A 19,032-nucleotide genomic window follows, 5' to 3' on the forward strand; every position below is an offset into this window, starting at 1 on the left:
ATGCAGACGGCCTCTGGCACGGATTATGGGGGTTGGCCTATCCCATGCGCCCAGCCGATGCCTGCGCGCGCAGCACCGCCAGGTGCGCGCCCAGCACGCAGCAGGCCGGCGTGACCACGATGCCCGCGAGGTTGAACCACAGCGGCAGCTCGCTCCAGAAGGCGAAACCCACCAGCGTGCTCAGCACGCCCACCGCCAGGCCGTTGAAATACGGGTAAACGACTGCAATGCGCGCCGCGACATGGCCGCCCAGCACGCTGACCAGCGCACCGAGCACCATGCTCCAGACCAGGTAGCCGTCGTCGTCGGCCAGATCGGCCAGGGCCTGGATGATCTGCTCTTCGCTCTGCCCCTCCATGGCCAGCAGCAGGCCCTGCAGGGATACCAGCACCACACCGGCAAGGATGGACAGTGCCAGCAGGAGCGAGGTGCCCACGATGAGGGCCTTGGGGTTGATTCGGTTCACCGTAGACGCTTTCAAGGTTGTTGGCCCGCGTAATGTACTGCGCGCAGGCGCCGCAGGGTACTGCGCGCAGGCGCTGCAGGCTGGCAAGCACACAACGTGCCCGGAAAGGGCATCGAAGTGGCTAGTATCGGCAGCACCGGGATCCGATGCGGCTCCCCTGTTCCACCTGGAGGAAGGCATCCGATGCAAGCAATGGCAAGAATCATCTGTGCACCGTGGCGGTGGGTTGCGGGCATCGCCCTGCTGCTGGCAGCGCAGGCAATCGCCGCCCCGGACGTGGCCCCGGTACCCGGCGCCGAGTGGGAGCGCATCGCCTCGCCTGAGGCGGTGGGCTGGTCCACCCCGAAGCTGGCGTTGGCGCGCGAGCACTCGAAGGGCCTCGACACGGCGGCAGTCATGTTGGTGGTCAATGGCAAGGTGCTCGACGAATGGGGCCGCACGCAGGACCGCTACCATATCCACTCGATTCGCAAGAGCATCCTGAGCGGGCTGATCGGCATCGCGGTGGGCGAGGGCAAGATGCGGCTCGACGCCACCCTGGGCGAGCTGGGCATCGACGACAACGCGCCAGCACTGACCGAGGCCGAAAAACGCGCCACCGTGGGCGACCTGCTCAAGGCCCGATCCGGTGTCTACCACCCCGCCCTGTACGAGAGCCCCGCCATGGCGGCCGCCCGGCCGGCGCGTGGCAGCCATGCGCCGGGCAGCTTCTGGTACTACAACAACTGGGACTTCAATGCGCTCAACACCATCTACGAAGCGCAGGCCAAAACGGGCTTCTACACCGCCTTCGTAGAGCGCCTTGCCAAACCTCTGCAGATGCAGGACTGGCGTGCGCAAGACGGTGAGTATTTCAGAGGAAATGATTCGATTCACGCCGCCTACCCCATGCACATGTCGGCCCGCGATCTGGCGCGCTTCGGGCTCCTGTACCTGCGCGGCGGGCAATGGGGCGGCAAGCAGCTGATTCCGGCTGCATGGATCCAGCAAAGCCTGCAGTCCTACTCCGATAGAGGAGTGGACGGGGGCTATGGCTACATGTGGTGGGTGGAGGTGGACGGGCGCCACCTGCCGTCCGTCCGCGTGCCCGCGGGCACCTTTTCGGCGCAGGGCGTTGGCGTGCACCTGGTGGTCGTGGTACCGGCGTACGACCTGGTGGTGGTGCACCGGGTGGACACCGACAACCCCAGGAACCAGGTGAACGATGAACAGTTCGGGCGGCTTCTGAAGATGATTCTCGACGCACGGCTGGCGCCAAAACCCTGACCGCTGGCTCTGCCAGAATCGCCCCGCCACCGCAGCCAACCCATGCTCCAGTTCGCCCACACCTACCGCTATGCCGAGCCCTCGTCCATGGACGTGGGGGCCGGCGCCGCACCGCACCTACGCCTGGCCACCTCGTCGCCCGCCGAAGTGCCCCACCCGCATTTCTTCGAGGGCCGGCTGCACCAGCCCCAACTGGCCGCGCAGCTGCTGAGCGCCGTGCACCTGCTCGTGGGGTCGCGCTTCTTCACGCCGGCCAACAGCGTGGCCAAGGCGGTGGCGCTGGCCGACCCGGTGGTCACGGCCGGCAGCGGCATGCTGCGGCTCGAAGGCTTTTCGGCCTGCTGCAGCACCTACATCCGGGTGGACATGGAGCCCGGCGCCTACGCGGGCGACATCGTCGGCAAGGGCACGACCAACATCGACTTCAACGCGCCGATGCGCGCCGCGCTGGCGCAGGTGCGCGATGCCGATGGCCTGGCCCTGTCGGTAGGAGCCGCGGCCTTCACGCTGCACACCGCCGGCGCGCAGGTGGTCGAGAAAAAGGTGGAGCTGCCCCTGCGCTGGCTGCGCAGCATGGTGGCCGTGCAGAGCTACCAGGCGGCCATGCGCAAGGTGTTCGAGGTGGGGGCCATTCCCGCCCTGCGCTTTGTGCGCGGCCTGCCCAGGGCATCGACCAGCAAGACCCCGCTGTGGGTGGTGGCCGGGCCGCAGGGCCTGCGCACCACGGCGCAGAACGATGGCAGCGGCGTGAGGTTTACCGACAGCAGCCGGCTGCGCGTGCTCGAGACCCTGCTGCCCAAGGCGCGCACGCTCACCCTGTTTGCCGACGCGCAGCAGCAGGCCAGCGCCTGGTGCCTGGACTTCGGCACCATGCGCCTGACGCTGGTACTCAGCGCCGAGGTGTGGCGCGGCTTCTCGGGCGAGGGCCAGGCCCTGCAGGCGCTGGTGCTGGCCGATGAAGGCCGCCCCGCCAGCGCCGTGCGCGCCCGGCTGCACTGGCAGGACACGCTGCGCAGCGATGAGCTCGCGGCCGCGCTGCAGTGGCCCGTGGCCGATGTGGACCGCGCACTGCAGCTCCTGGGCGCATCGGGCCTGGTGGGCTATGACCTGGTGCACGGTGCCTACTTCCACCGCGTGCTGCCCATGGACCTGGCCCAGCTCGACGACATGAACCCGCGCCTGGCCGATGCCCGCGCGCTGCTGCAGGCCGGCGCCGTGCGCCTCTTGTCCACCGCCCCGCTCGATGCCGAAGTGCAGAGCGCCGACGTCAGCTACCGCGTGCGCGAGGTGGATGGGCTGGTGCGCTGCACCTGCCCCTGGTTCGCCAAGCACCAGGGAGAGCGCGGGCCATGCAAGCATGTGCTCGCCGCCTGTGCAGCAGCCGCCGCTTTGCATTGAACTGAACGGACCTGAATCCCCCATGCCATCCACCGACGCCACCCGCCGCTACGACACACCGCTCGAAAAGGGCCTTCTCGCTGGCGACATCCCCGCCGTGATGGACCTGCTGGCCGCCATGGGCCCGGCAGAGCGAGCCGCCGCCCGGCCCGCCGTGGCGCACCTGAACCACATGCGCTGGGGCCTGCTGCGGCCCGACCAGCGCAACCCGCTGAACCTGCGCGAGCCCTTTGACAAGGCCAGGGCCAACCGGCTGTTCCGCGCCATCGACCTGGCCCGTTTCCTGTGCGAGCCGGACAATCCGCTGTGCGACTACTGGATGCACATCGGCATAAAGGACATTCCCGCCTTCAAGGCGCAGTTCCGGCCCCCGCTGTCCGCCGTACCGCTCCACAAGCAGTTGTACGGCGACCACGACTGGCACTACGCGTACGTCATCCACCGCGCCATCGTGGCCGGCCTGGTGGAGCGGCCCGAGACCGACGAATACATCGACGCGCTGTTCTACGGCGACCTGCGCGACGAATCCAATGTGGTGCTCAAGCATGTGGATGCCGATCCCGGTGTAGCGCCCAGCCTGCTGAAACTGTTCGAGCGCGAAGGCACCTCCGACGGCAGCTTTGCCGCGCGCGAGAAGTACTGCCACGACCCCGAGCTTTATTGGAGCCATGCCTTCCTCACCCTGTGCGAGCGCGGCGTGTACACCCGCGCGCAACTGCTGGACAAGACCCTGGGCGCGCTGGCCTGCGACTGGCCGCAGTTCAAGTCGGGCTGGTTCTCGCGCTTCCACGAGCAACTGCGCCCTGCCGTGGACGAGATGGCCGTGCAGGCTGACCGCTACCTGGCGCTGTGCCACAGCCGCATTGCGCCCACGGCGGGCATGGCGCTGCAGGCGGTGGCCGCCCTGTACAAGGCAGGCCGCGTGGAGGGTGAAGCCGTGTGCGAAGCCGCCGCGCCCGTGGCATCGGCCACCGCCAAGGCCCAGGTGCTGGCGGCGCTGGAGCTGCTGGGCCAGGTGGCGAAGAACGAACCCGCCCTGGCCCACCGCGCCAGCGGTGTGGCCGTGCAGGCCCTGGCGCATACGGCGGCGGACGTGCAGAAGAAAACCATCGCCTTTCTCACCACCTGGGGCCTGGACGAAGGCGGCCAGGAACTGGCGCGCAGCTACCTGCCATTTGTCTCGGCCGTGAACCGGCCAGCCCTGGCCCAACTGGTGGGAGAGGCCGCGGCGCCGTGGCCTGCCGAGACAGCGTCTGCCGCCATCGGGGCGACCGTGGCAGCACCACCGCGCCCCATCTCACCCCTGGACGCGAGCCGCGCCCTGCCCCCGATGGAGCACATTCCCGACCTGATCGAGCGCATGGCCTATGCCCTGGAGAACCCCGCCGACATCGATGAGTGGGAGCGTGTGGCAGGAGCCCTGGTGCGGCTGGCACCCATCGCGGCAGCGGACCGACCTGCATTCCTCGCACTGCAAAAGCGCGCCAAAAAACTGGAGTGGACCACCAAGCCGCTCGGCTTCGCGCTCACCCGAGTCATGGCCGCCGCATTGGATGGCGAGGACACCGCAGAGAGCGCGATGGCGATGCCTGGCGAGGCGCACATCTTTGTCGAACACTTCATCGTACCGCGCACGCGGGGCCTGATCGCTCAAGCGCTTGCGTGTCAAGGCCTCACGCCCCTGTCCACCCCCACACACCTGGGCGGCTTCATCGACCCGCGCGAACTGCTGGCGCGCATCCAGGCGCACCAGCAGGCCGGGGCGCAAGCACCCATTCCCGAACAGGTGCAGGCGCTGATGCGCCTGGTGCCCGAGCAGAGGGACGCGGATGCGGCCCATGCCGCGCTGACCGAGGCACATGGCATCAAGGAACCAGACCCGCTGGTGCAGGCCCTGCGCTACGCGCTGGGCGATGTCGGCATCAAGGTACCCCAGGATGCAGCGACACGCCCCCTGTTCCTGGCCTCGGCGCGCATCCGCTCGCCGCATGCGGACGACCCGGCCACGCTGGCCGCGTATGGCGACCTGGGCCCTGACGGCCCGCGCCACGCGCAACTGGACTGGCAAGTGCAAACAGAGACCACCGAGCACGACCACACCTTCGACGACTTCCACATCACGCACGAACCCGCGCTGCAAGCGCAGGCACACAGCCAACCCCACCACGTCGCCCTGGCCCTGTGCGCCATGCACCTGACAGACCGCCCACGCTGGGCGGAACAGGAGGCGCACATCCATTTTGCAGCCAGTCTGCTGCCTTCGGGCCTGGAGCCCCTGCTCGCCGAAGCCACACGCACCATCGCCAGCAACCTGGACTGGTGGGAGGCCCAGTGGCAAAACCGCGCCTACCTGGACCTGCTGCTGGAGCCCACCACGCCCTTCACCCCTATGGCCCGGCTGCTGTTGGCCGTGGCCCTGGCCGGCAAGGAGCCCGGGCAGACGGCGCTGGCGGTGGACGCGCTGGTGTTGGGCGTGCAGGACGGCCGGCTGGACATCACCAGCCTGGGCGAGACGCTGGCCCGCCTGTGGGCCACGCCCCTGGTCAAGGGCCCGCGCTATGCCAAGAGCCTCACTGCCGCAGCCCAGGCCCATGCGGCCATGCCAGCGGCGGTGTTTGCACTGCTCTGCGCCATGGTGCAGGCCCCAGCAAGCGGCGAACGCAAGGACCTGGCGCCACTGCTCGAACTGCTGCTGGAACTGCGACTGGGGCACCAGCTGCCATTGCCTGCGGGCACCCGGGCCGCGCTGGCAGCGATGAAGCTGGGCGGCAAGGGCAAGACGGCTCAACAGCAATTGCTGGGCACCTGAATCGGCTTCAGCGGTAGCGCAGGCCCGCGCTGGCCGCAAACCCCTTGGGGTCGAACCGGCTCCAGGCCGTGCCCCAGGGGAAGGTCACATCGCCGTTGCCGAAGTGGCGGCCCATTTGCTTGCCCAATGCCTGGCGCACAAAGGCGATCTCGTTGTCGATGGCCTTCTGGGTGGGCCAGCCGTCCTCCTCCTGGGCGCCGGGCAGGCCCACGCCGATGAGCACCATGTTCAGCAGCCCTTCGTGAAAGCCCAGCGACAGCCAGCACGGCTTGCCGCCCAGGTCGAAGCCGTGGAACGACAGCCAGGCGTAGCCGTTGCCATGCTCGTGCGAGCCGCCGAAGAACTCGGCAAGCAAGGCCTGCACATCCTGCCTGCGCAGGCCCTTGCCCACCACACGCCCCGAGGGCTGCAGCGTCAGGCTGCCATCGGCGGGGTGGATCTCCAGGCGCTCGCGCTGCGGCATGCGCTCACCGGCCGCGCCGCGCCACCAGCCAGCCCCCGAACCAGCAGCCCGCCACGGTGAAGAACGCATTGGCCAGGTCGAACCACCAGTCCCAGCCCGAGCCCGTGCCGATGGCCAGGCCAATGGATATGGCGGTGAGCAGGCCCGCCACCACCAGGTTGTTGGCATAAGGATGCGCCGGTGCCAGCCGCGCCGTGACATAGCCGCCAGGTATGCACATTGCCCCGCCCACGAGGAGCAGCGCCAGCGTGCCCAGGTTGCCGTCCAGGAACTCGGTGACCGCCTGCGCCATCTGCGCATCGCCGCCGCCCTGGGCCTGGAACCACCACGAGGCCAGGTACCACAGCCCATAGGCAATGGCTGGCAACAGCACCAGCATCAACACGACGCCGGCAAGAATGGCCTTGAAACTGAATCGGTGCACGAACGACATCCTTTGCCACGTTGAAGTGGCCCGATGGTACGCGCAGCCAAAGTCCGTTGGCAGGCTGCAGGCATTCAGCCCGGCGCAGATCCCCCCGCCTGCTGCAAGGCCTGGCGGCGCTGGGCGAAGCGTACCGCCCATTCCGAGACGGGCATGAAGCTCGGATCGGTGCGCACCACGCGCTCGGTCTGGGCCCAGATGGCCTCGTCGTCCTGGTCCAGGTCCAGCGGGTCGCCGTGGGGCTGGCTCACATACCAGGGGGTGTCCAGGTACACCTCCACGGTGTTGTCTTCGGGGTCCATGCAGTAGATCGAGATCGCGTTGCCGTGGTTCAGGCCGCGCATCTTGGTCGCGCCCAGTGCCAGGGCACGGCGGCGCGCCTCGCGCAGGTGGTCGATGGTCTTGACCTTGAAGGACAGCTGCATCACCGTGCTGGGCGATTCGGCCCCGCGCCCGCCGGCCAGCACCAGTTGGTGGTGCTGGTCGTCGCGCCCGCTCAGGAACACGATCTCGAAGCGGAAGGTGACGCCCTCGCCCCGGTCGGTCTCCTGCATGTCGAACACGCCGGTGTAAAAGCGCTTCATCACCTCCAGGTCGCGGCAGAAGATGCCGCAGTGCGAGAGGTTGGCGCTGTAGGGTGGGTTCATGGTGGCGGCCTCCATAGGGTCAGGGGATCAGGACGAGCTTGCCCAGCGTGCCACCGTTGTCCAGCAGCTCGTGCGCCTGGCGGGCCTGGGCCAACGGCAGGCGCATGGCGCGCGGTGCGCGCACCTGGCCGCTGGCCATCAGCGCAATGGCCTGCTCCATCAGGCCGCGGCGCTGCGCGATGTCGGCATCCACCGCGTGGATGGAGAAGGTGCGGATGGCCAGGCTTTTGGCCAGCAGCTTGCGCAGCTCGTCAAACACGTCGTCGGACGGCGGGCCCGCGAGGATGTTGTACGACACCGCCATGCCCGAGGGCGCCAGCGAGCGCAGGCAGGCGATGAAGAGCGCCGCGCCCACATGGTCGAAGGCCAGGTCCACGCCCCGCCCGCCAGTGAGCTCCATTACGCGCTGCGGCAGGGCTTGCACGTCATTGCCATCGACGAGGTCGGTGACCCCGTTCTCCAGCGCGAAGGCGCGCTTTTCCGGGCTGGATGCCGTGCCGATCACGCGCAGCCCCCGCGAGCGCGCCACTTGCGCCAGCGCCGTGGCCACGCCGCCGGCCGCGCCAGGCACCAGGATGGCATGCGCCGGCAGGTTGCCGTTGCTCGCCAGCAGCGCCAGCGCGAGCTGGAAGTTGCCCAGGCTCACCGCGTCGTCGAAGCCAATGCTGGCCGGCAGCACGAAGGGCACGGCCTGGTCCACGCAGATGGCCTGCACATAGCAGCCACCGCGCTGGGGCAGCTCACGCGCGCTGACCAGTACGCGCTCGCCCACGGCCAGGCGCACCACGCCCGGGCCCACGGCGTCCACCACACCGGCCAGCTCATTGCCGGGCACGGCGGGCAGCGGGGGCATCCATTTGTAGGTGCCGTTGCGGATCAGCACGTCCGGCCCGCCCGCGCCGATGGCGTGGGCGCGCACGCGCACTTCGCCGGGGCCCGGCCGGGGTTCGGGCAGGTCCACGAGCGACAGCACCTCGGGGCCGCCGGTGACCTGCAGCTGCACGGCCTTCATCGTCATGGTGGTGTGTGCCGCCATGCTCAGCGCTGCCCGTCGTGCACGGAGACCTGCTCGCGCGTGAGCCCGCCCAGGCGCGAGTGGACGCGCCCGCCATCGGCCATCACCAGCGCGAACAAAATCTCGTTGGGGCGCGGTGCATCCTGTATGCCCACCTCGGTGCTGTTGAAGTGGCTGCGCACATAGGCCGCGTGGATGTAGTGCAGCGGCACCATCAGCCGGTAGCCCGTGGCCGCCACGGCCTTGGCCGCCGGCACGATGGCCTTGGGCTCGCCCAGCACCTGGCGCATGGCCCAGCCGCCCGCCTCGTGCCAGACCGCGCCATGCTCCAGCTCGCCGTTCACGCCGACGATGGCGGCCTTGCTGTAGGCCTGCACGTTCTCCTTGCCCAGGGTGTCCACCAGTTCCTGCGCCAGCAGGGTGCCCAGGCTGCGCAGCTCGGCCATGAAGGGCAGCAGGTCCGGCTCGTAGCGGCCGGCGTAGGGGTTGTGGATCACTGCGCAGGCCGACGCCACGCGCAGCGGCTGCTGCGCTGGCGGGCCGCCTTCGTGGTAGATCGTTTCAATGGTGAGGCTGCGTTTGCGGATGGCGATCAGAGTCATGCGAAAAGTCTTTCAGTCAATTGCGTCGTTCATTGTTTTGGTATCTTGGCATCGGCCACCACCTGCTGCCACTTTTCGAGCTCGTGGCTGACCATGGCCTTCATCTCTTCGGGCGTGCTGCCGCGTGCCTCGCCGCCCATGTCCTCCAGCCGCTGGCGCACGGCGGGCGCCTGCAGCGCGCGCAAGGCCTCGGCGTTCAGGCGCTCCACCACGGCCCGGGGCGTGCCGGCCGGTGCCATCAGGCCGGCCCACGAGCGCACGTCGTAGCCAGCCACGCCCTGCTCGGCCACGGTGGGCACGTTGGGCAGGCCCGGCCAGCGCTGCGGGCCCGTGGTGGCAATGGCGCGCAGCTTGCCGGCCTGGATGTTGGCCATCACCGCCGTGGGCGGCGCGATGATGAAGGGCACATCCCCCGCCAGCAAGGCGGTGAGCGACGCCGCATCACCCCGGTAGGGCACATGCAGCAGGTTCACGCGTGCAATTTTGGCCAGCAGCTCGCCGGCCAGGTGGTGGGTGGAACCCACCCCTGCCGTGCCATAAGCCACCGTGCCGGGCGCGGCCTGTGCGCTGGCGATGACCTCGCGCAGCCCCTGCACCTTGGAGTTGGTGTTGACCACCACCAGAAAGGGGAAGTAGGTGACGGTGGAGACCATCTCGAAATCGGCCACCGACTTGTAGGGCAGCGTGTTGTACAGCGCCCCCGCCACTGCGTGCCCACCGGTGGCCAGCAGCAGCGTGTAGCCGTCAGGCCTGGCGCGCGCCACGGTGGTGGCGGCAATGGTGCCGCCCGCGCCGGACTGCGCCTCCACCACCACGGGCTGGCCCAGCGCACGGGCCATCTCCATGCCCACCGCGCGGGCGATGGCATCGGCATTGCCGCCGGGCGCAAAGCCCTGGTAGAGCTTGATGGCCCGCTCCGGGTAGGCCTGGGCCAGGGCCGGCAATGCCGGCCAGGCAAGGGCAGCCGCGCTGCAGGCGGCCAGCAGGTGTCTTCTGTTCATGGTGCTTGTCTCCATGGGCGGCGGCCGTCTTGGGGCCTGGTGCTCTACCCGTTGGTGGTGGATGGATGGGATCTGGTGAGTGGCAACGCTCAGGCCTGCGCAACCACCGGGTTGCGCAGCAGGCCGATGGCCTCGATCTCCACCTCCACCACGTCACCGGGCTTCATGAACTGCGGGGGCTTCTTGCTCCAGCCCACACCGGCCGGCGTGCCGGTGATGATCACGTCGCCGGGCACCAGCGTGAAGATGGTGGAGGCGTAGGCGATGAGGCGCGGGATGGAGAAGATCATGTGGCCCGTGTGGCTGGACTGCACCACGGCGCCGTTCAGCCGCGTCTCCAGCTTGAGCTCGCGCCCAGGGGCAATCTCGTCGGCCGTCACCATCCAGGGGCCAAAGGCGCCGGTGGACTCGAAGTTCTTGCCCGATGCGATCTGCTTGGCATGGAACTGCCATTCGCGCACGCTGGCATCGTTGTAGCAGCTGTAGCCTGCAATGTGCGCCCAGGAATCGGCCTCGCTGATATCGCGCCCCTCCTTGCCGATGATGACGGCCAGCTCGCCCTCCCAGTCCAGCGACTCCGACACGTGCGGGCGCACGATGGGACCCTGGTGCGGCGTCTGCGAGCGCCAGACGCGCAAAAAGATCGGCGGCTGCTCGGACAGCTCGCGGTGCATGCCGGCGGCCAGCACCTCCTGGTGGTGGTCCATGTAGTTGCGCACCGCGCAGACGATCTTCTCGGGGCGGGGGATCACGGGCAGGTACACCACGTCGGCCAGCTTCGCATCGGCACCCAGCCCGGCCACCAGCGCATCGCGGCGCGCGAAGTCGGGGCTGGCGATGAAGTCGGCCAGCGTGGCGTGGCCTGTGCGCACCGCCAGTTCTGCCACGCCATCGGCGACGACAACGCCCCAGGTTTCACGGCCGGAGATCGAGTAGGACATCAGTTTCATGGGTTTCCTTCAAAGGGATGGGAGAGTTGAAAGGGATGGCGGCCTGAAGGGAATTCTTCAAGCCGCACGACTTGGTGCATGAAGTTATTTTTATGCATAAAACATAATAAATGCATAGTGGTTTACACCAAGCACAAAAATGGAGTGGCGCAAAAGAGCCTGCAAGCGGGCGGCGGCTCAAGTGATCAAGGGAGGGGGAATTTGCTGGAGAGCTTGCACCCGACCCCGCGTGCGCCAGGCAGGCAGGGACAGCCCCGCAGCGGCGTTCCGCCTGGGCTGCGTGGGTGCGGATGCGCTGGGGCTGCGCGAAGAAAAAGGCTGAAAGGGATGCACGGGGCCGCGACGGCCGCCGGGCTGTAGGCGGTGCGTGCAGCCCGCTACCGGTCAGTTGGGTGCAGGGACAGCCAGGGGCCCTTTAGAGCGGATAACAAAACTCAGCGAAGCGGTTCTGGCTAGGCGCTGCGTCGCAGGCAGTACGGGTAGTACGACAAGACGCGGCAACGACGCCAGAAGAGTTTTGTTAGCCGCTCTCAGCCCAGCTGCTGCTCGACCTGGGCCAGCACGGTCATCACATTGCGCTGGGTGCTCAGAATGTGCTCTTCCAGCAGCGCGCAGGCCGTGTCCGTATCTCGGCGCAGGGTGGCATCCATGAGCTTGCGGTGCTCGTTGGACTTGTGCTTGAAGCTCTTGCGAAAACGGGCCGAATAGCGCCGGTAGCGCTCTGCCTGGTCGAACAGGCTGGCACTCATCGCGCGCAGTCGCTCCGACGGGCTGGCGGAAATCAGCGCCATGTGAAAGGCGGTGTGCAGGTCGGTCCAGCCCTCGTCCAGGATGGCGGGGCCATTGCCCAGGCGGCCCTCTACCTTTTCAAGCCGGTGGAAGGCGCCCACCACAGAGGCCTCCCACGCATCGTCGCCATGGGCGATCGATTCGCGCAACGCCTGCACATCCAGCATCACGCGCATGCGGGTGATGTCGGCCAGGTCTTCTGCCGAAATGGCCGCCACGCGAAAACCGCGCCGCTCGTCGGAACGGATCAGCCCCTCCTGGGCCAGGCGGCTCAAGGCTTCGCGCAGGGGGCTGCTGGAGAAACCGTAGGCCGTCTGCAGCTCGTCGAGCTTGAGCTTGGCACCGGCGGCGTAGGTACCGCTGAGCACATCGTGGCGCAGTTGTGCAAACGCCTGGTCAACCAGGGGCGGTGTGCGCGTAGGCGTTTCTTTTTTGTACATGTTTTGCATTTTATGCATAAACTCAAGCCATTGAAAGAAGGAGCAAACCCCAGTGACCACTGACCCGAACGCCGCCCCCATCCGCCTCGTTGCCATATCGGGCAGCATCCGCCGCGCATCGCACTGCACGGCCGTGCTGCGCAGCCTCACCCCGCTGCTGCCGCCCACGGCCACGCTGGAGCTGTTCCCCCTGGACGACGTGCCCATGTACAACGCCGACCTTGATGGCGACAGCCCGCCCGCTGCCGTGGCGCAGCTCAAGGGCGCCATTGCGGGCGCGGACGGCCTGGTGATCTGCTCGCCCGAGTACAACTACGGCATTCCCGGCGTGCTCAAGAACGCCATCGACTGGGCATCGCGCCCGGGCTTCGCCTCGCCGCTCAAGGGCAAGCCGGTGCTGGTCATGACCGCATCGCCCGGCACAGCCGGCGGCGTGCGCGCCCAGGCCCAGATCCGCGACGCCCTGGCCGCCACGCTGGCCCGGCCCCTGGTGCGCCAGCACATCGCCATTGCAGGCGTGGCCAGCCGCATCCAGGACGGCCGCCTGGTGGATGAACCCACGCTGGGCTTCATCCAGGCCGGACTGGTGGAGCTGCTTGGCGAGATCCGCTGGCTGGCCCAACGACCCACATGACATCCGAAACCCACCGCCCCGGCAACACCGAATCCCTGCTGCTGAACCTGGAGGCCCGGCGCTGCGATGCCATGCAACGCGGCGACTTTGCGCGGCTGCGCGAGATCCTGCACCCCGGCCTCACCCACGTGCATGCCAAGGGGCAGACGGACGACTACGACAGCTATTTCCGCTCCGGCGGCACGCATGTCGAGTACCAGCAGATCGACCGGTCCGAGCTCAAGGTACAGGTGCTGGGCACCAGCGCCGTGATGACCGGCAGGCAACTGCTGGTGGCGGTGCGCAAGGACGGCACCGGCACCGTGCGCATCGACTCGCGCGTGCTGCAGGTGTGGACGCAGGAGGATGGCGGCGCCTGGCGGCAGATCGCTTTCCAGACCACGCCCCTGGAGATGAGCATCACCTGATCCGGCCACGGCCGGCCAGGCGAGCCATGGCGCTCCTGCCTGTCGCAGCGGGCGGGGCTACTCGAACTTCACGTTGTGCTGGCGCACCGTGGCGCCAAAGGCGTCGTACTGCGTGCGGAAGAACTCGGCGAACTTCGCGGGGCCCATGCCGTAGCCCTCGAAGCCCTGCTGCACCAGCTGCGCATGCACCTCGGGCCGCTTCAGGGTGTTCTGCAGCTCTCTGGACAGCTTGTCGGTGATGGCCTGCGGCAGCCCCGGCGGCCCGAAGAAGCCGGCCCAGGGCGTGATGGTGAGCTTGCCCAGCCCCAGCTCTGCGCCCGTGGGCACATCGGGCAGCAAGGCGCTGCGCTGCGGCAGCAGCGTGGCCAGCGCGCGGATGCGCCCCTCCTTCACGAAGCCCGGCGCCAGGGTGCCGGTGGTGAACATCATGTGGATCTGCCCGCCCAGCAGGTCGGTCATGGCCTGCATGTCGCCCTTGTAGCGCGCGTTGACCACCTTGCGCTGCTCGCCCAGCAGTTGCAGCATGGCCAGCTCCGAGGCGCTGTTGCTCGACGCCGAGTTGTATTCCCCCGGCTTGGCCGCCACCAGCGCCAGCAGCTCGTTCAGGTTCTTCACGGGCAGGCTGGCCGGCACCACCAGGAACATCGAGAACTGCCCGGCCGAGCTGATCGGCGTGAAGGCCTTGAACGGGTCATAGGGCGGCGTGGGCCGCAAGGTGGGGGCGGCCACCATGGCGGTGTTGGTGCCCATCAGCAGCGTGTAGCCGTCGGGCTTGGCGGACGATGTGGCCTGCGCCGCCAGCACGCCGTCGGCGCCAGGGCGGTTGTCCACGATCACCTGCTGGCCGAGCTGCTTCGAAAGCCCCTCGGCGATGATGCGCGTGAGCGCGTCGGCGCCGCCGCCGGGCGCAAAGCCCACGATGAGGCGCAGGGGCTTGTCCGGGTAGGTCTCTGCGCCCAGGGCCTGCACGGCCGGCAGTGCCGCGCCGGCCGCCAGGGTGATGAGGTGTCTGCGTTGCATGTGCCGGCCCCTTTTCAGAAGATGTGCCGCACGCCGAACTCCCAGCCCGACGAGCTGCGCCCGCCGGCCGGCGCCGCGCCACCGCTGACCACATAGCGCGCCTCGCCGTTGTTCGAGATCCGTGCATAGTTGCCATAGATTGCCGTGCGCTTGGAAAGGTTGTGCACATAGCCGGCACCGAGTTGGCGCGCATCGTCGCCGCTGCGCGCCAGGCCGCCGGCGGTGCGCAGGCCTGCGTCGCTGCGGTCGTCGAGGTAGGCGTAACTCAGCCGTATGCGGCCCACCTCGCCTGCCGGCATGTGGGCGCCGATCTCGGCCGTGTTCTTGCGCACCGAGCCGGCAGCGAGCTTGACCGTGACCCGGTTGTAGAGCGCGAAGAACTTCGCAAAGCCCGCATCCCAGGTACCGCCGATGTTGGCATGCGTGTAGTTGCCGATGGCGGCGGTGGTGCTGAAGTGCGAGCGCGTGACCGCTGCTGCGACATCGAACGGGCCCGAGGCAAAGCCCAGGCGGGCCCCTGCGAAGTTGCCGTCGTCGCTGTTCTCCGCAGTGGAGGCGTTCTCGCCGGTGCCGGCCATCGCCATACCGTACAAGCCGCCCAGCTTGCCCGGCAGCCAGTAGCTCACCGTGTTGCTGCCGGTGATGGCCGTGGGCAGGGGCCCGGTGCCCACCCCCGCGAAGGTGAGGTTGCCCGCCCGTGCCACGCCATTGGCATTGAAGGGGTCGAAATAGATGCTGTTGTAGTGCGTGGGAATGAAGTCGCGGCCCAGCCGGACTTCACCGAACTGCTCGTGCGACAGGCTCACGAAGGACATGCGGTCGAAGGTGAGCGGCCCCGCAGTGGTCGCGCCCGTGGTCTGGTTGTTGGTGTTGCTGGCCCGGCCGGTGCCGGAGTCGGGGTTCAGGCTGCCTTCGAGCCAGAAGCCCGCGCGCAGGCCGCCGCCCAGGTCCTCGGTGCCGCGAAAGCCGATGCGGCTGGTCGACAGCCCGCCGTTGGACAGCGCCCGGACCGAGCCATTGCCCCCTCCCTTGGTGTACTGGACGCCGAGGTCCGCCACACCGAACAAGGTGACGCTCGATTGCGCATGCGCCGCGCTGGAGGCCAATGCAATGGCCGAACAAATCCACAGTTGCTTCGTCTTCATGGTTTTTGTCTCCTGCTTCTTTCTTCTCTGGGTTGAACAACTCACTCGAAAATTGCGCCCAGGGCTGCGCCACCGGGGACGGACGGGGGTCCGCACCGGTCGGCGAAAGCCGGGGGGAAAAAGTTTAGGTGCGCACGAGCACCGCACCCTTGGACAGCGGGCTCACGTTGCGCCGGTACTGCTGCAGCCAGCCGGTGTCGAACGCCGGCGCGGGAGCCTGCCAGTCGGCGCGGCGCGCCTGCAGTTCGGCATTGCTGAGCGCGATGTCCAGGCGGCGCGCATCCAGGTCGATGGTGATCACGTCGCCATCGCGCACCAACCCGAGGGGCCCGCCCAGCGCGGCCTCGGGCGATACCTCGGCCACCACCAGGCCCTTGCAGACCAGGCCCGAGAGGTGCCCGTCGGTCAGGATGGCGACCTGGTCGCCCAGGCCCGCACCGTCGACCGCGAAGACCACGCGCGATGCGCCGCCGCCCATGGCCGGGCCGCCGCAGGCACCGGCGCCGCGCATCACCACCACCTGCCCGGGCACGATGGAGCCGTTTTTGAGCGCCGCGATGGCCGCGTCCGATGTCCAGAAGCACACGGCCGGGCCGGTGAAGCTGCGCACCTTGCGCTCGACGATGCCGGTCTTGATCAGGCCCGACTCGGGCGCCAGGTTGCCGCGCAGCAGCACGATGGCCGGCAGCGGCGCCACCGGGCGGTCGATGGGGCGGATCACCTCGGCATCCGCCACCTGGGCATCCTGCAGGTTGTCGGCCACAGTGCCGCCCGTCACGGTGAGGGCGCCCGTGTCGAGCAGGGGCGCCAGCTGCTTCATGAGTGCGCGGCAACCGCCTGCGGCCTCGAAGGCCTCGATGGAATGGTGGCCGATGGGCCGCACGCCGGCCAGCACCGGCGTCGTCGGGCCCAGGCTTTCGAACAGGCCGTACACGTCGACGCCGCACTCCCCTTCGGTCGCCACGGCCTGCAGGTGCTTGGCCGTGTTGAGCGAGCCGCCGACGGACAGCACTGCCCGCACCGCGTTGGCAAAGGCGCCGGGCGAGAGGATGTCGCGCGGCTTCAGGTCATCAAGCACCATCTGCACGATGCGTGCGCCGGCCGCGCGCACGTCGTCCATCATCTTGGTGCTCAGCGCGGCCACCGGCGCACTGCCGGGCAGGGCCATGCCCAGCGCCTCGCAGACGATGTGCATCGAGTTGGCCGTGCCCAGGCCCGAGCACACGCCCGGCCCGCGGATCGCCTCGCGGCTCATGCCCACGAGTTCTTCCACCGGCAGGTTGCCGGTGACCGCGTGCATCGCGCCGATGAACACCTCCTCGATGTCCATGTGCCGGCCGCGGTACTCGCCGCTGGGCTGGTAGCCGCAGGGCACGAGCAAGGTGGGGATGTTCAGGCGCGCCGCCGCCATGAGCTGGCCCGGCACGGTCTTGTCGCACGAGGTGAGGCAGACCATGCCGTCGAGCTGCGCGCCTTCGACCGCGACCTCGATGTCATTGGTCACCAGGTCGCGCGCACCGAGCATGTAGGCGCCACGTGCGCCCGCGCCGGTGATGAAGTCGCTGGGCGCGGCCGTGCGGATCTCGAAAGGCACTCCGCCCGCCGCACGGATCGCGGTCTTGATCTCTGCCGCCACCTTGTCCAGGTGGCTGAAGCATGCGGCCAGCTCCGAGGAGCTGTTGACGATGGCGATCTTGGGCTTCTCGCAATCCTCTTCGGGGATGCCGAGCGCGCGCCAGTGCGCGTTGCGCACCGACCAGAGGTAGGAGCCGCGCGGGAAGTTGCTGCGCAGGGGGCGGGTCATGGGCGGTCTCCGGAGTTGTTTTTCTTGGTGATCTCGATCACGCCGCGGTCGGCGTCCACGCGCACCCAGTCGCCGGTGGCGATGCAGGCCAGCGGGTCGCGCTCGAAGTCGGTCATCGATGGCGCGTGCGTGACCACGGCGCCCAGCGCCATCTTGGTGGTCATCTCGTTGAACAGAAAGGCAGCGGGCGCCACGTTCATGAGCCGCGTCATGTGGAACATGGCCGACCAGCCCGACGAGCCCTTGGCCCCCGGAAACACCAGCACCTTGCCCGCGAAGCTCTGGCCGCGCAGTTCGTGCCGGGTCTCGATGACGGTGCCGGTGCGCGGATCGATGCCGCCCCAGCCCGAGATGCGGTCGCGCGTGACCAGCGCTTCGCCTTCGGCCACGCCGCCCACCACCTTGCGGCCACGGATGACAATGGTTGTTTCGGTGACGACTGCATCGCTCATGCCTGGCCTCCGTTCCAGCGGCCGGTGCAGGCTGCGTCGATGCATTCGGCCGTGCTGCCGAACCAGGCCTGCACGCCCAGGATGGCGGGCAGGTAGTGCGCCTGCTTGGCCGAGTCGAGAGCCACGGTCTTCGTGCCCTTGGGCACGGCGCGGCTCATGGCCGAGCAGCTGTCGGTCATGAGGATGCCGCCCGCGTCCTCGATGATCTTGGTGTAGCCATTGCGGTCGGCCAGCGACTTGATGGCGCGCGGCGTGAAGATCCACAGCTCGCAATCGGGGTGAATCCTGCGGCCCTCGATGAGCTGCGCGGCCTCCCAGATCTGCTCGATGGTGTAGTGCGGGCAGCCCAGCATGACGTACTGAACCTCGGCGTCCTTGCCGGTGGCGTTGATCTTTTCGTAGGTGGCGCGGCGCTCGGCCTCGCCGTAGCGCAGCACCTGCACCGGCTTGCGGCCGCCCAGGGCCTGCTCCAGGGTCAGCGCCTCGGGCGTGACGCCGACGATGTGGTACATCTCCACGCCGCCCGAGGACGATGCCGCCGCGCCGAAGTGCTTGAGCCGCGGCAGGTTGGGCACGCGGCCGATGCCGCCCTTGCGGTGCACCACGGGCACACGCTCCTGCACGTGCTCGCCCATGTAGTAGCCGAGCAGGCCCCAGTCCTGCACCGATTCCACCTCGACGTCGAGCTCCACCACGTGCGTGGCAAGGCGGTTTTCGTCCAGGTGGTAGCCCCAGTAGGGGATGCGGCCGGTGAGCATGGCCGCGCCGGTGCTCTCGCGGCCCTCGGTGTTGGTGCGCGCGCCCAGCACCGAGTTGCAGTACACCACCGCCGACGATTCCATCCACGCGCAATGCTCCCCGCGCGTCGGGATGTTGCCCACTTGGTAGGGCGTGCAGGTGTTCATGATCTGCGCGCCCAGGCCCGCCGCGTGACGCTCGCTCTGGTGGTAGAAGTTCACGATCGCCTCGCTCACGCCCATGCGCTCGGGCTGGCCGGGGTCGAAGCCCAGTTGCAGGTGGCTGGTGAAGACCTTGAACTTGGGGATCTTCACCGTCTCCTGGCTGTCCAGGCTGAACTCGGAGAACACCGCGTCCATGCCGCCGCCCTTGGCGAGCGCGAAGTCGCGCTGGAAGGGTGTGGTCGAGGTGATGCTGGCACAGACGTTGTGCGTCTCCACCAGGCGCTCGGCCCCCAGGGCCTCGCCGTAGCGCACCAGCAGGTCCATCGCCTTCTGCAGGGCCGGCCCGTCGCGGCCGTCCATCATGGCTTGTTCTTCATCGCTCAGGTACATGGCCCGTG

19 protein-coding genes are annotated in these 19,032 nt (G+C 68.5%); 5 read left to right on the plus strand and 14 right to left on the minus strand.

The features are described from left to right. Positions 1-37 precede the first annotated feature (37 nt). Positions 38-466, minus strand: coding sequence for a hypothetical protein (locus ACSQ9E_RS17935; RefSeq protein ID WP_436218705.1), 429 nt, complete (start codon positions 464-466; stop codon positions 38-40). A gap of 192 nt (positions 467-658) precedes the next feature. On the opposite strand from ACSQ9E_RS17935, the gene ACSQ9E_RS17940 reads away from it, so the two are divergent. From ACSQ9E_RS17940 to ACSQ9E_RS17950, 3 genes are read left to right on the plus strand one after another with little or no spacing between them, the layout of a single operon-like run. Continuing rightward, positions 659-1,732 carry a serine hydrolase domain-containing protein gene (locus ACSQ9E_RS17940; protein WP_436218706.1) on the plus strand — a complete coding sequence of 358 codons (1,074 nt, stop codon included), beginning with the start codon at positions 659-661 and terminating at the stop codon, positions 1,730-1,732. Between the two features lie 42 nt (positions 1,733-1,774). Next, positions 1,775-3,130 (plus strand): SWIM zinc finger family protein, encoded by a 1,356-nt coding sequence (locus ACSQ9E_RS17945; protein WP_436218707.1) that lies wholly within the window; start codon positions 1,775-1,777, stop codon positions 3,128-3,130. Positions 3,131-3,152: 22 nt separating this feature from the next. Continuing rightward, positions 3,153-5,939, plus strand: coding sequence for a DUF6493 family protein (locus ACSQ9E_RS17950; protein WP_436218708.1), 2,787 nt, complete (start codon positions 3,153-3,155; stop codon positions 5,937-5,939). A gap of 7 nt (positions 5,940-5,946) precedes the next feature. Here the strand turns inward: ACSQ9E_RS17950 and ACSQ9E_RS17955 are convergent, their stop codons facing one another. From ACSQ9E_RS17955 to ACSQ9E_RS17990, 8 genes are all read right to left on the minus strand, one after another. After that, positions 5,947-6,402, minus strand: coding sequence for a hypothetical protein (locus ACSQ9E_RS17955; RefSeq protein ID WP_436218709.1), 456 nt, complete (start codon positions 6,400-6,402; stop codon positions 5,947-5,949). 4 nt (positions 6,403-6,406) lie between these two features. Then, positions 6,407-6,826, minus strand: a complete 420-nt coding sequence (locus ACSQ9E_RS17960) for a hypothetical protein (protein WP_157412618.1) — start codon at positions 6,824-6,826, stop codon at positions 6,407-6,409. 74 nt (positions 6,827-6,900) lie between these two features. Continuing rightward, positions 6,901-7,473 carry a VOC family protein gene (locus tag ACSQ9E_RS17965; protein ID WP_057204186.1) on the minus strand — a complete coding sequence of 191 codons (573 nt, stop codon included), beginning with the start codon at positions 7,471-7,473 and terminating at the stop codon, positions 6,901-6,903. A 19-nt stretch (positions 7,474-7,492) separates the two neighbouring features. Further along, positions 7,493-8,509: a zinc-dependent alcohol dehydrogenase family protein gene (locus tag ACSQ9E_RS17970; protein ID WP_436218710.1), complete on the minus strand. Its 1,017-nt coding sequence runs from the start codon at positions 8,507-8,509 to the stop codon at positions 7,493-7,495. Positions 8,510-8,511: 2 nt separating this feature from the next. Continuing rightward, positions 8,512-9,090, minus strand: coding sequence for an amino acid synthesis family protein (locus ACSQ9E_RS17975; protein ID WP_057204160.1), 579 nt, complete (start codon positions 9,088-9,090; stop codon positions 8,512-8,514). A 29-nt stretch (positions 9,091-9,119) separates the two neighbouring features. Beyond that, the gene (locus tag ACSQ9E_RS17980) at positions 9,120-10,091 is read right to left on the minus strand and encodes a tripartite tricarboxylate transporter substrate binding protein (protein WP_436218711.1); all 972 of its coding nucleotides are present in this window, start codon (positions 10,089-10,091) and stop codon (positions 9,120-9,122) included. An 89-nt stretch (positions 10,092-10,180) separates the two neighbouring features. Next, complete coding sequence (locus ACSQ9E_RS17985; RefSeq protein WP_436218712.1) at positions 10,181-11,041, minus strand: fumarylacetoacetate hydrolase family protein; 861 nt, start codon at positions 11,039-11,041, stop codon at positions 10,181-10,183. A gap of 530 nt (positions 11,042-11,571) precedes the next feature. Next, on the minus strand, positions 11,572-12,288 hold the full coding sequence (locus tag ACSQ9E_RS17990; RefSeq protein WP_428001630.1) for a GntR family transcriptional regulator: 717 nt from the start codon (positions 12,286-12,288) through the stop codon (positions 11,572-11,574). 34 nt (positions 12,289-12,322) lie between these two features. Between ACSQ9E_RS17990 and ACSQ9E_RS17995 the strand changes: the two genes are divergently transcribed. Further along, positions 12,323-12,904, plus strand: a complete 582-nt coding sequence (locus ACSQ9E_RS17995; RefSeq protein WP_436218713.1) for an NADPH-dependent FMN reductase — start codon at positions 12,323-12,325, stop codon at positions 12,902-12,904. Beyond that, entirely contained in the window at positions 12,901-13,311 is a 411-nt protein-coding gene (locus tag ACSQ9E_RS18000) for a nuclear transport factor 2 family protein (protein ID WP_436218714.1), read from the plus strand. The genes ACSQ9E_RS17995 and ACSQ9E_RS18000 overlap by 4 nt, the downstream gene beginning before the upstream one ends. Positions 13,312-13,368: 57 nt before the next feature. On the opposite strand, the gene ACSQ9E_RS18005 is transcribed toward ACSQ9E_RS18000, so the two are convergent. The 5 genes from ACSQ9E_RS18005 to ACSQ9E_RS18025 all read right to left on the minus strand — a co-directional run bounded on the left by ACSQ9E_RS18005 (position 13,369) and on the right by ACSQ9E_RS18025 (position 19,024). Next, positions 13,369-14,331 carry a Bug family tripartite tricarboxylate transporter substrate binding protein gene (locus ACSQ9E_RS18005; protein WP_428001633.1) on the minus strand — a complete coding sequence of 321 codons (963 nt, stop codon included), beginning with the start codon at positions 14,329-14,331 and terminating at the stop codon, positions 13,369-13,371. 14 nt (positions 14,332-14,345) lie between these two features. Further along, on the minus strand, positions 14,346-15,476 hold the full coding sequence (locus ACSQ9E_RS18010) for a porin (protein ID WP_436218715.1): 1,131 nt from the start codon (positions 15,474-15,476) through the stop codon (positions 14,346-14,348). A gap of 124 nt (positions 15,477-15,600) precedes the next feature. Beyond that, a complete protein-coding gene (locus ACSQ9E_RS18015) occupies positions 15,601-17,280 on the minus strand; it encodes a dihydroxy-acid dehydratase (RefSeq protein WP_436218716.1) in 1,680 nt (559 codons plus the stop codon). After that, a complete protein-coding gene (locus ACSQ9E_RS18020) occupies positions 17,277-17,732 on the minus strand; it encodes an aconitase X swivel domain-containing protein (protein ID WP_436218717.1) in 456 nt (151 codons plus the stop codon). Before ACSQ9E_RS18020 ends, ACSQ9E_RS18015 begins: the two co-directional genes overlap by 4 nt. Further along, positions 17,729-19,024, minus strand: a complete 1,296-nt coding sequence (locus tag ACSQ9E_RS18025; protein WP_436218718.1) for an aconitase X — start codon at positions 19,022-19,024, stop codon at positions 17,729-17,731. Before ACSQ9E_RS18025 ends, ACSQ9E_RS18020 begins: the two co-directional genes overlap by 4 nt. Positions 19,025-19,032 lie beyond the last annotated feature (8 nt).

The organism is Acidovorax sp. LjRoot118, assembly GCF_964253575.1.
Lineage (GTDB): Bacteria > Pseudomonadota > Gammaproteobacteria > Burkholderiales > Burkholderiaceae_C > Acidovorax.